General features: G+C 64.2%; 13 protein-coding genes and 1 tRNA gene. 12 read left to right on the plus strand and 2 right to left on the minus strand.

The window, feature by feature from the left end; all coding sequences use genetic code 11:
• The coding region (locus WT97_RS27335; RefSeq protein ID WP_373558483.1) for an NAD(P)/FAD-dependent oxidoreductase at window positions 1-311 on the minus strand (311 nt) is incomplete at its 3' end.
• Between the two features lie 106 nt (window positions 312-417).
• Here WT97_RS27335 and WT97_RS27340 point away from each other — a divergent pair.
• Both WT97_RS27340 and WT97_RS27345 read left to right on the plus strand, forming a co-directional pair.
• Window positions 418-1,200 (plus strand): SDR family oxidoreductase, encoded by a 783-nt coding sequence (locus tag WT97_RS27340; RefSeq protein ID WP_011545236.1) that lies wholly within the window; start codon window positions 418-420, stop codon window positions 1,198-1,200.
• A 32-nt stretch (window positions 1,201-1,232) separates the two neighbouring features.
• Window positions 1,233-1,673, plus strand: coding sequence for a thioesterase family protein (locus WT97_RS27345; RefSeq protein WP_034207097.1), 441 nt, complete (start codon window positions 1,233-1,235; stop codon window positions 1,671-1,673).
• 125 nt (window positions 1,674-1,798) lie between these two features.
• Here the strand turns inward: WT97_RS27345 and WT97_RS27350 are convergent, their stop codons facing one another.
• Window positions 1,799-2,344 carry a LuxR C-terminal-related transcriptional regulator gene (locus tag WT97_RS27350; RefSeq protein ID WP_012328362.1) on the minus strand — a complete coding sequence of 182 codons (546 nt, stop codon included), beginning with the start codon at window positions 2,342-2,344 and terminating at the stop codon, window positions 1,799-1,801.
• A gap of 220 nt (window positions 2,345-2,564) precedes the next feature.
• Between WT97_RS27350 and WT97_RS27355 the strand changes: the two genes are divergently transcribed.
• From WT97_RS27355 to rplT, 10 genes are all read left to right on the plus strand, one after another.
• Complete coding sequence (locus WT97_RS27355) at window positions 2,565-3,269, plus strand: CoA transferase subunit A (protein WP_012363722.1); 705 nt, start codon at window positions 2,565-2,567, stop codon at window positions 3,267-3,269.
• Between the two features lies 1 nt (window position 3,270).
• Window positions 3,271-3,912 (plus strand): CoA transferase subunit B, encoded by a 642-nt coding sequence (locus tag WT97_RS27360; protein ID WP_059785420.1) that lies wholly within the window; start codon window positions 3,271-3,273, stop codon window positions 3,910-3,912.
• Window positions 3,913-4,110: 198 nt separating this feature from the next.
• Window positions 4,111-5,007, plus strand: coding sequence for an alpha/beta fold hydrolase (locus tag WT97_RS27365; protein ID WP_059499074.1), 897 nt, complete (start codon window positions 4,111-4,113; stop codon window positions 5,005-5,007).
• 76 nt (window positions 5,008-5,083) lie between these two features.
• The gene (locus tag WT97_RS27370) at window positions 5,084-5,437 is read left to right on the plus strand and encodes a RidA family protein (RefSeq protein ID WP_027784253.1); all 354 of its coding nucleotides are present in this window, start codon (window positions 5,084-5,086) and stop codon (window positions 5,435-5,437) included.
• A gap of 39 nt (window positions 5,438-5,476) precedes the next feature.
• The gene (locus WT97_RS27375; protein ID WP_059499073.1) at window positions 5,477-7,711 is read left to right on the plus strand and encodes a bifunctional (p)ppGpp synthetase/guanosine-3',5'-bis(diphosphate) 3'-pyrophosphohydrolase; all 2,235 of its coding nucleotides are present in this window, start codon (window positions 5,477-5,479) and stop codon (window positions 7,709-7,711) included.
• 84 nt (window positions 7,712-7,795) lie between these two features.
• Window positions 7,796-7,872: transfer RNA gene (locus WT97_RS27380), tRNA-Val, on the plus strand.
• Window positions 7,873-8,140: 268 nt separating this feature from the next.
• Complete coding sequence (gene thrS, locus WT97_RS27385; RefSeq protein ID WP_059789756.1) at window positions 8,141-10,048, plus strand: threonine--tRNA ligase; 1,908 nt, start codon at window positions 8,141-8,143, stop codon at window positions 10,046-10,048.
• 49 nt (window positions 10,049-10,097) lie between these two features.
• Window positions 10,098-10,622, plus strand: a complete 525-nt coding sequence (gene infC / locus WT97_RS27390) for a translation initiation factor IF-3 (RefSeq protein ID WP_071734130.1) — start codon at window positions 10,098-10,100, stop codon at window positions 10,620-10,622.
• Window positions 10,623-10,811: 189 nt separating this feature from the next.
• On the plus strand, window positions 10,812-11,009 hold the full coding sequence (gene rpmI / locus WT97_RS27395; RefSeq protein WP_004191477.1) for a 50S ribosomal protein L35: 198 nt from the start codon (window positions 10,812-10,814) through the stop codon (window positions 11,007-11,009).
• A gap of 30 nt (window positions 11,010-11,039) precedes the next feature.
• Window positions 11,040-11,399 carry a 50S ribosomal protein L20 gene (gene rplT / locus WT97_RS27400; RefSeq protein WP_004192938.1) on the plus strand — a complete coding sequence of 120 codons (360 nt, stop codon included), beginning with the start codon at window positions 11,040-11,042 and terminating at the stop codon, window positions 11,397-11,399.
• Window positions 11,400-11,529: the final 130 nt, after the last annotated feature.

Genomic DNA, 11,529 nt, shown 5'->3' on the forward strand with positions numbered 1-11,529 from the left:
CAGTCGGGGAACAGCTCGGTGATCGCGCGCGGGTCCATCACCGCGCCCGACAGGATGTGCGCGCCGATCTCGGAACCCTTCTCGAGCACGCACACGCCGATCTCGGCGCCTTTCTCGGCGGCCAGCTGCTTGAGCCGGATCGCCGCCGACAACCCGGCGGGGCCGCCGCCGACGATCACGACGTCGTATTCCATCGATTCGCGCGGGCCGTATTGCTCGATGAGGCTTGCGGGGGTCATTGGCGTTCCTCTAACCGTTAGAATGCTTTTATTCGGGAGCGTATTGTCTGCGAAACGAAACGCTTGCCGCAACAACATGCAGGCAGATTAGCACGATCGTTCTATTTTTGTGCTAGGGTAATGCCCCCCGGACTGTGCCGCCGGGGCTGGCGAAACGACATCGAAAGGGGATGGGCAAATGGGTCGATCGATCAATCTGGAAGGCAAGGTTGCGCTGGTCACGGGCGCGTCGAGCGGCCTGGGGCAGCGTTTTGCGCAGGTGCTGTCGCAGGCCGGCGCGAAGGTCGTGCTCGCGAGCCGCCGCGTCGAACGCCTGAAGGAACTGCGCGCGGAGATCGAGGCGGCGGGCGGTGCCGCGCACGTCGTGTCGCTCGACGTGACCGACGTGCAGAGCATCAAGGCGGCCGTCGCGCATGCGGAGACGGAAGCCGGCACGATCGACATCCTCGTGAACAATTCTGGCGTGTCGACGATGCAGAAGCTCGTCGACGTGACGCCGGCGGATTTCGAGTTCGTGTTCGATACGAACACGCGCGGCGCATTTTTCGTCGCGCAGGAAGTCGCGAAGCGGATGATCATGCGCGCGAACGGTGGCGGCAACGGCAAGCCGCCGTGCCGGATCATCAACATCGCGTCGGTGGCCGGGCTGCGCGTGTTCCCGCAGATCGGGCTGTACGCGATGAGCAAGGCCGCGGTCGTGCAGATGACGCGCGCGATGGCGCTGGAGTGGGGCCGCCACGGGATCAACGTGAACGCGATCTGTCCGGGCTATATCGATACCGAAATCAATCATTACCTGTGGGAAACCGAGCAGGGCCAGAAGCTGCAGTCGATGCTGCCGCGCCGGCGCGTCGGCAAGCCGCAGGATCTCGACGGGCTGTTGTTGCTGCTCGCGGCCGACGAGTCGCAGTTCATCAATGGCTCGATTATCTCCGCCGACGACGGTTTCGGCCTCGCGTGAGCGGATGACATTCCGCAACAAAGAAGACTGCAATGAGCGCAACAAGCGATTACTCACCCGTTTTTGAGATGTCGATGCCGATCCGCTGGGGCGACATGGACGCGTTCGGCCATGTGAACAACACGGTCTATTTCCGCTACATGGAGCAGGCGCGGATTTCGTGGTTCGAAGCGCTCGGCATCGCCGGCGGCAACGGCGAGGGGCAGGGGCCCGTCATCGTCACCGCGTCGATGGAATTCCTCAAGCAACTGCACTATCCGGGCGACGTGATCGCGAAGATGTCGGCCGCGAAGCCGGGCCGAAGCAGTTTCGACACCGGTTTCGAGCTCACGCGCGCGGACGATCCGCGGCATGTCTATGCACGCGGCAACGCGCGCTGCGTGTGGGTCGACTATGCGCTCGGCAAGTCGGTGCCGCTGCCGCAACTGCTGCGCGACACGATCGAGCAGGCGCTCGCGACGAAAGTCGGCTGAGCGCGGCTGCCGGCAGGCCGGCACCGGATCGCCGGTGGCGTGCCGTGCCCGGTTTTCCGATGTTCCCCCCGATCGGCCGCCATGCGCGGCCGATCGTCATCCGAGCGCCGTCACGCGATGCGCGTTCACTGCCCGAGCAGGCGCTGCAGCAGCTCCGGCGTATTGTTCGTCCCGTATTTGCGCATCAGCCGCGCGCGGTAGATGTCGACCGTGCGCGAGCTGATGTCGAGCACGCGCCCGATCTGCTTGCTGGTCTTGCCGGTCGCGAGCTGGGCGGCGATCTCGCGCTCGCGCGGGGTCAGCTCGACCGCGACGCGGCGCGTCGCGCTCAAATCCTCGAAGGTCCAGACGCCGGCCGCGAGCGGCGCGGTGCGGTCGAGTGCGCGTCCCGTCACGTGGCACCAGAACAGCTCGCCATCCGCGCGTTTCATGATTCTGTCATCCGAGTAGACGCCGTTCGCGACCATCACGCGTGCAATGCGCTCGCCGATTCGCTGGAATTCGTCCGTCGACGGGTAGAGCACCGCGTACGACTTCCCGATCAGGTCGGCCCGCGCGCAGCGGAAGATCGACGCGAGCGCGTCGTTGCAGTCCTCGATCACGCGATCGCGCGACAGCACGAGGCCGAGCGGCGCGAGGTGGAAGGCGGTCTGGTAATCGAGATCGGGCATGGCGCGGGCAGGCGGAGGCAAATGCTTATGTATTTTTGCGTATTGTGCCGCATCGGCGTCACATCGTACCCTTTCAGGCATCTCGCGGCGGTGTGTCGCGACATAAAAACAGCGTGCCTCGACGCAGGCATTGCCGCACATGCATAGAATGGTGCGGCGGGCTTGCGCCACGTGGCGCGTGAACCGGTTTTGCTGGTTTCCATAGAGGAAGGGACAACTGATGAACAAAGTCTATCCAAGCGCGGCTGCCGCGCTGGAGGGGATCGTCCGCGACGGACAGACCTTCGCGGTGGGCGGCTTCGGCCTGTGCGGGATTCCCGAGGCACTGATCGCGGCGTTGCGCGATTCGGCGGTCAAGGGCATCACCTGCATCAGCAACAACGCGGGCGTCGACGGTTTCGGCCTCGGCCTGCTGCTGGAAACGCGCCAGATCAAGAAGATGATCTCGTCGTACGTCGGCGAGAACAAGGAGTTCGAGCGCCAATACCTGGCCGGCGAACTCGAGCTCGAATTCACGCCGCAGGGCACGCTCGCCGAAAAGCTGCGCGCGGGCGGCGCGGGCATCCCCGCGTTCTTCACGAATACCGGCTACGGCACCGTGATCGCGGAAGGCAAGGAAACGCGCCAGTTCGGCGATCGCCACTACGTGCTCGAGCCGTCGCTGACGGCCGACGTCGCGCTCGTCAAGGCGTGGAAGGCCGACAAGTCGGGCAACCTCATCTACCGCCGCACCGCGCGCAACTTCAACCCGATGTGCGCGATGGCTGGCAAGATCACCGTGGCGGAGGTCGAGGAGATCGTCGAGAACGGCACGCTCGATCCGGACCAGGTTCATACGCCGGGGATCTTCGTGCAGCGCATCGTGCTGAACGCGACGCCTGAAAAACGCATCGAACAACGCGTCGTACGCGCGAAAGGAGACTGACATGGCCTGGAATCGTGACCAGATGGCCGCGCGCGCGGCGAAGGAACTGCAGGACGGCTTCTACGTGAACCTCGGCATCGGCCTGCCGACGCTCGTCGCGAACCACGTGCCGGCAGGCGTCGAGGTGTGGCTGCAGTCGGAGAACGGCCTGCTCGGCATCGGGCCGTCGCCGACCGAAGACGAAGTCGACGCCGATCTCATCAACGCCGGCAAGCAGACCGTCACGACGCTGCCGGGTTCGTCGATCTTCTCGTCGGCCGATTCGTTCGCGATGATTCGCGGCGGCCACATCAATCTCGCGATCCTCGGCGCGATGCAGGTCAGCAAGAAGGGCGACCTCGCGAACTGGATGATCCCGGGCAAGATGATCAAGGGGATGGGCGGCGCGATGGACCTCGTCGCGGGCGTGAAGCGCGTCGTCGTGCTGATGGAGCACGTCGCGAAGGGCGACCAGCACAAGATTCTCGACGAATGCAACCTGCCGCTGACGGGTGTCGGCGTGGTCGATCTGATCATCACCGACCTCGGCGTGATCGAAGTGACGCCGGACGGGCTGAAGGTGCTCGAACTCGCCGATGGCGTGAGTGCGGAAGAGATCCAGGCGAAGACGGGCGCGCCGCTCGACGTCAGCGCCGTGGCATAAGTTCACGCACGGGCGCGCATTCGACGCCCCGCATGCCGGACGACGGCGTGCGGGGCGTTTGTCATTGCGCATCGACGGCTAGCTTATTGGGTGCCCCCGATGGGCCGACCCGTCCGGCGGAAGCGGTTTACAATCGTTTGCATCGGGCGTCGCAAGCGTTGCCCCGCGCGTCGCCCCTCGTTCGACAGGATGCCAACGATGCCAACGACTTCAGCGAATTCCCCGGTTCCCCGTCAGCGACGCGTGCAGTGTGCGAGCGCCGCCGGCCTTCACCACGTTGCCTATACGGAATGGGGCGATCCCGCGAATCCGCGCGTGCTGGTCTGCGTGCACGGCCTGACGCGCTCGGGGCGCGATTTCGACCGGCTGGCCGCCGCGCTGTCCGATACGTATCGCGTCGTCTGCCCCGATGTCGCCGGGCGTGGCCGCTCCGACCGGCTGGCCGATCCGCGGCTCTACGCGATTCCGCAGTACGTGGCCGACATGGTGACGTTGATCGCACGGCTCGACGTGGAATCGGTCGACTGGTTCGGTACGTCGATGGGCGGCCTGATCGGCATGGCGCTCGCCGGGCTGCCCGGTTCGCCGCTGCGGCGGATGATCGTCAACGACGTCGGCCCGCGCATCGAGCCCGATTCGCTGACGCGCATCGGCGAGTATCTCGGCGTGCAGCCGCGCTTTGCGACCGAGCAGGAGGGGATCGACTATCTGACGTCGCTGTCGCTGCCGTTCGGTGCGCTGAGCGCCGACGAGTGGCGCGAGATCAACGGGCCGCTGCTGCACCAACTGCCCGAAGGCGACTGGACGATGCGCTACGATCCGCGCATCGCCGAGCCGTTCAAGGCGACGACGCCGGAGCTGGCCGCGCTCGGCGAGGCCGCGCTGTGGCGCGCGATCGAGACGACGGATGCGACGCTGCTCGTCGTGCGCGGCGAGACGTCCGACTTGCTGTCGCGCGAGACGGCGGCCGAAATGGTCCGTCGCGGCCGGCATGTGACGCAGGTCGAGATCCCGGGGGCGGGCCACGCGCCGGCGTTCGTCAGCGCCGACCAGATTGCGCTCGCGCGGCGGTTTTTCGTCGAAGGCGGCGCCTAAACGCGTCATAATATGCGGTTCGGCGGCACGCGGGCCGTGCCGCCCGATTCCTCACTCATCACGACCGGAACATTTCATGGCAGTCATTCGTCACCACGTCGGGGCCCGTCTCTCCGAAACCGCGATCCACAACGGCACCGTGTATCTGGCCGGCCAGATCGCCGAAGACACCACGCAGGACATCCGCGGCCAGACGCGCGAAGTGCTCGGCCACATCGACCGTCTGCTCGCCGAAGCGAACAGCGACAAGGCGCATCTGCTGTCGGTGCAGATCTACATCTCGGATCTCGCGAATTTCGAAGGCATGAATGCGGAGTGGGACGCATGGGTCGCGCAGGGCAACACGCCGCCGCGCGCCACCGTCGAGGCGAAGCTCGCGGATCCGGCGCTGCTCGTCGAGATCGTCGTCGTCGCCGCGCAGCGGAGCTGAGCGTTATCCGACGATGATCGTATTCCGGCAGGCCGTGCAATGACCGAATCCGTTTCCGCATCCTCCGTCGCGGCGCCGTCGTTCGACGACGTGCTCGCGTTCGTGCGCGAGCGGGCCGGCGATGCGCGCCTGTCGTCCGGCGAGCTGCTCGCCGATCACTCGGCGGGCACGGCGGCGATCATGCGCACGCTGAACGTCGATCCGTCCGCGATGCAGGCCGCCGCGCTGTTCGTGCTGACGCCGCACCTGAGCGACCCCGAACGCGAGCTGACCGAGCGTTTCGGCGACGAAGTCGCGCGGCTCGTATTCGACGTGCGCAAGCTGTTGCGGCTCGGCACCGTCAGCCTGCGCGTCGCGCAGAACGCGAAGCCCGACGCCGGGCGCGACGCGGCGCAGGAGCGGCGTACGCAGATCGAGGCGCTGCGCAAGATGCTGCTCGCATTCGCGCAGGACATCCGCGTGGTGCTGATCCGGCTCGCGTCGCGGTTGCAGTCGCTGCGCCACTACGCGGCCGCGAAGATCGACCCGCCGCCGGACGTTGCGCGCGAGACACTCGAGATCTATGCGCCGCTCGCGAATCGTCTCGGTATCTGGCAACTGAAGTGGGAGCTCGAGGATCTCGCGTTCCGCTTCGAGGATCCCGTCACCTACAAGCGGATCGCGAAGCTGCTCGACGAGAAGCGCATCGAGCGCGAGGCGTACGTCACGCAGGCGATCGCGCGGCTGCAGCACGAGCTCGCGGAGGCGAACATCCAGGCCGACGTCAGCGGCCGGCCGAAGCATATCTACAGCATCTGGCGCAAGATGCGCGGCAAGGAGCTCGATTTCTCCGAGCTGTACGACGTGCGCGCGTTTCGCGTGATCGTGCCGGACATCAAGGATTGCTACGCGGTGCTCGGCATCGTGCATCACCTGTGGCAGCCAGTGCCGAAGGAGTTCGACGACTACATCTCGCGGCCGAAGCCGAACGGCTACAAGTCGCTGCATACGGTCGTGATCGGCGACGACGGCCGTGCGTTCGAAGTGCAGATCCGCACGCAGGAGATGCATCGTTTCGCCGAGTATGGCGTCGCGGCACACTGGCGCTACAAGGAGGCCGGCGCGCGCGGCTATGGCGGCCAGTTCTCGGCGAGCGACAAGTACGACGAGAAGATCGCGTGGCTGCGCCAGTTGCTCGCGTGGAAGGACGACGTCGAGGACGGCGCCGAAGTGTCGGGCGACCAGGCGTGGGCGCAACTGCGCGAAACGTCGCTCGACGACGACCACATCTACGTGCTGACGCCGCAGGCGCGCGTGATCGCGCTGCCGCAAGGCGCGACGCCGGTCGATTTCGCGTATCACCTGCACAGCGAGCTCGGCCATCGCTGCCGTGGCGCGCGCGTCGACGGCGTGATGGTGCCGCTGAACACGTCGCTCGCGAACGGCCAGACGGTCGAGATCGTCGCGGTGAAGGAAGGCGGGCCGTCGCGCGACTGGCTGAACCTCCAGCTCGGTTACCTGAAGAGCTCGCGCGCGCGGCAGAAGGTGCGTGCGTGGTTCAACTCGATCGAGCAGGAAGAAAACGTCGCGCACGGCCGCGCGCTCGTCGAAAAGACGCTGCAGCGCGAGGGCAAGACGTCGGTCAATCTGGACCATCTCGCCGCGAAGCTCGGCTTCAAGTCGCCCGAGGAGCTGTTCTCGGTCGTCGGCAAGGAAGAATTCAGCCTGCGCAACGTCGAGCACGCGCTGTCCGATGCGCCGCCGCCGGAACCGGCGCCCGAGGCCCCGGCCGATTTCGAGAAGCGCAGCAGCGGCGCGAGCGTCGCGCATGGCGCGTCGACCGGCGTGCTGGTGGTGGGCGTCGACGCGCTGCTGACGCAACTGGCGCGTTGCTGCCGTCCGGCGCCGCCCGATCCGATCAGCGGTTTCGTCACGCGCGGCAAGGGGATGTCGATCCACCGCACCGACTGCCCGACGTTTCGCCGGATGGTCGAGCGCGCGCCGGAGCGCGTGCTGCAGACGACCTGGTCGGCCGACGTGCTGGGCGGGCGCGGCGCGTCCGTCTATCCGGTCGACCTGATGATCGAGGCGAGCGACCGGCAAGGGTTGCTGCGCGATATCTCCGAAGTGTTCGCGCGGGAAAAGATCAACGTCGTGGGCGTGAAGACGCAGAGCCGCCGCAATGCGGCATTCATGCAGTTCACGGTCGAGGTATCGAATTCGGCGCAGGTGCAGCGCGCATGCACGCTGCTCGGCGAGGTGCAGGGCGTCGTGCGGGCAGGACGAAAATCGTGATGGGGTTGGAACAGCGTTATTTTGCTGCAACCGCATAAAACGCTTGCCAAGCCGGTAGCAACTCCATATAATCTTAGCTTCTCTAGGCTCGTAGCTCAGCTGGTTAGAGCACCACCTTGACATGGTGGGGGTCGTTGGTTCGAGTCCAATCGAGCCTACCAACGAATTGAGAATGCCCGGCCTCCGGGCATTCTATGCAGTACACAACTCAACGCGAACAAGGCGAATACGGTTATGACACCGCGAACGTTGACCGAAACCACTTCGGAGCGACGCTAGTCGAGGAACGTTTTCGCCCTTTCAGTTGAGTGAAGTATCGAATGCGGCCCCTCGAAAGCGGGGCCGCATTTTTTTTGTCGCGAATTTTCCCGCGTGAGTTTGACTCGCGTACCTGGTCTGCCGCCCACTGTCGGCATCACGGAGATTGCTATGGTTTCGATACGCTTGCCTGACGGCTCAGTTCGACAATACGAGCATCCGGTGACAGTTGCCGAGGTTGCGGCCTCCATCGGTCCCGGCTTGGCGAAGGCTGCGCTGGGCGGCAAGCTCGACGGCGAGCTCGTCGATACGTCGACGGTGATCGATCGCGACGCGTCGCTCGCGATCGTCACGGACAAGGATGCCGACGGCCTCGACATCATCCGTCACTCGACCGCCCACTTGCTCGCATACGCGGTGAAGGAACTGTATCCGGACGCGCAGGTGACGATCGGCCCGGTGATCGACAACGGTTTCTATTACGACTTCTCGTACAACCGCCCGTTTACGCCGGAAGATCTGGAAAAGATCGAAAAGCGCATGCAGGAACTCGCGAAGAAGGACGAGCCGGTCACGCGCCGTGTCGTGTCGCGCGACGAGGCCGCCGGTTACTTCCGCAGCATCGGCGAGAAGTACAAGGCCGAGATCATCGAATCGATTCCGCAAAGCGACGAAATCAAGCTGTACTCGCACGGCGGCTTCACCGATCTGTGCCGCGGCCCGCACGTGCCGTCCACCGGCAAGCTGAAGGTCTTCAAGTTGATGAAGGTCGCGGGCGCGTACTGGCGCGGCGATTCGAAGAACGAGCAGCTGCAGCGCATCTACGGCACGGCCTGGACGAAGAAGGAAGACCAGGATCAGTACCTGCACATGCTCGAGGAAGCGGAAAAGCGCGACCACCGCAAGCTGGGCAAGCAGCTCGACCTGTTCCACATGCAGGAAGAGTCGCCGGGCATGGTGTTCTGGCATCCGAAGGGCTGGGCGCTGTGGCAGCAGGTCGAGCAGTACATGCGCCGCCGCGTCAACGAAGCCGGCTATCTCGAGATCAAGACGCCGATGATCATGGACCGTTCGCTGTGGGAGGCGTCGGGCCACTGGCAGAACTATCGCGAAAACATGTTCACGACGGAGTCGGAGAAGCGCGACTACGCGATCAAGCCGATGAACTGCCCGGGCCACGTCCAGGTGTTCAAGCATGGCCTGCGCTCGTACCGCGACCTGCCGCTGCGTTACGCGGAATTCGGTTCGTGCCACCGCAACGAGGCATCGGGCGCGCTGCACGGCCTGATGCGCGTGCGCGGCTTCGTGCAGGACGATGCGCACATCTTCTGTACGGAAGAGCAGTTCATCGCCGAGTCGATCGCGTTCAACACGCTGGCGATGAGCGTGTACAAGGATTTCGGGTTCGAGCACATCGACATCAAGCTGTCGCTGCGCCCCGAGCAGCGTGCGGGCACCGACGAAACGTGGGACCGCGCCGAGCAGGGCTTGCGCGACGCGCTCACGGCGTGCGGTCTGTCCTGGGAGGAACTGCCGGGCGAGGGCGCGTTCTATGGCCCGAAGATCGAGTACCACATCAAGGACGCGCTCGGCCGCTCGTGGCAATGCGGCACGCTGCAGCTCGACATGGTGCTGCCGGAGCGCCTCGGCGCCGAGTACGTGGCGGAAGACAACAGCCGCCGCCGGCCGGTGATGCTGCATCGCGCGATCGTCGGGTCGATGGAGCGGTTCCTCGGCATTTTGATCGAGCACCATGCTGGTGCAATGCCGGTCTGGCTCGCGCCGTACCAGGCAATTGTGCTCAATATCGCCGAAAGTCAGGCCGAATATGCGCAGTCTCTGGCCCAATCGTTGCAAAAACAAGGGGTTAGAGTGGCGGCCGATTTGCGCAACGAGAAGATTAGCTATAAAATACGCGAGCACACGCTGGAAAAGGTGCCTTATCTCCTCGTCGTGGGCGATAAGGAGCGTGATGCACAAACGGTAGCCGTGCGTGCCCGTGGCGGCGTCGACCTTGGCGTAATGCCGGTCGAAGCCTTCGTTGAGCGTCTGCAGGAAGACCTGCGCTCGTTCAAGTAACCGCCCTGGCAGCGCGGCTCGTTTTTTTAATTTTTAGAGGAAACGTAACATCGCTACTGATAAGTCGTCGCACCGCATCAACGGTGAAATCACTGCGCCGGAAGTGCGCCTGGTCGGGATCGAGAACGAACCGCTCGGTATCGTAAAACTCGCTGATGCTTTCCGTAAATCGGAAGAACTGGATGTTGACCTGGTGGAAATCGCGCCGCAAGCGGTGCCGCCGGTTTGCCGTCTGATGGATTACGGCAAGTTCAAGTACCAGGAATCGAAGAAGCAGCACGAAGCGAAGCTGAAGCAGAAGGTCATCCAGGTGAAGGAAGTCAAGTTCCGCCCGGGTACCGATGACGGGGATTACAACGTCAAGCTCCGCAATCTCGTGCGCTTCCTCGAAGAGGGCGACAAGACGAAGATCACGTTGCGTTTCCGCGGCCGCGAAATGGCTCACCAGGAAATCGGTATGCGGATGCTCGAGCGTCTGCGCACGGATCTCGAGGAAGTCGGCCAGGTCGAGCAGATGCCGAAGATGGAAGGGCGCCAGATGATCATGGTGCTCTCGCCGAAGAAAAAGAAGTAACGAGCCCGCGCGCATCGCGCGCAGGTTCGACAGTGGTTCGGCGCGCTGCCCGGTCGGGCAGCGCGCCAACAACGACGGCGGCTGCGCAAGCGGGTCGCCGTACACAAGTGGACTGGGTTTCGAAGGGCGGGTCAAGGGCGCAAGCCAACCGCACACCCATCGCCATCTAATAAACTGGAGTTGTTCGTCATGCCTAAGATGAAGACCAAGAAGAGCGCTGCAAAGCGCTTCGTGGTGCGTCCGGGCGGTACCGTCAAGCGCGGTCAAGCCTTCAAGCGCCACATCCTGACCAAGAAAACCACGAAGAACAAGCGCCATCTGCGCGGCGCAACGGCAGTTCACGATTCCGATCTGAACTCCGTCCGCGCGATGCTCCCGTTCGCGTAACCCCTCAACTGATACTCCAAGGAGAGAAACATGCCTCGAGTCAAACGTGGGGTAACCGCACGGGCCCGCCACAAGAAGATCATCAACCTGGCCAAGGGTTATCGCGGCCGCCGCAATAACGTCTACCGCATCGCCAAGCAGGCGGTGATGCGCGCTGGTCAGTACGCGTACCGCGATCGCCGCAACAAGAAGCGTGTGTTCCGCGCACTGTGGATCACGCGTATCAACGCGGCAGTTCGCCAGCACGACATGACCTACAGCGTGTTCATCAACGGCCTGAAGAAGGCGTCGATCGAACTCGACCGTAAGGTGCTGGCCGACATGGCGGTGTTCGACAAGGCTGCTTTTGCTGCGATCGTCAAGCAGGTGAAAGCCGCCGTTGCAGCCTAATTGCGAAATTAGCACTGCGTGGTTAGTTGCAGCGAGGTTCCGGTAGTCTCGGCCGCTGCAGCGAAAACGGGGCTCTTCCGAGCCCCTTTTTTGTTTGGTGGGCGGTTTCGCTCGCCAAGACCGAATGACG

This window comes from Burkholderia sp. MSMB1459WGS (assembly GCF_001534535.1).
Taxonomy (GTDB): domain Bacteria; phylum Pseudomonadota; class Gammaproteobacteria; order Burkholderiales; family Burkholderiaceae; genus Burkholderia.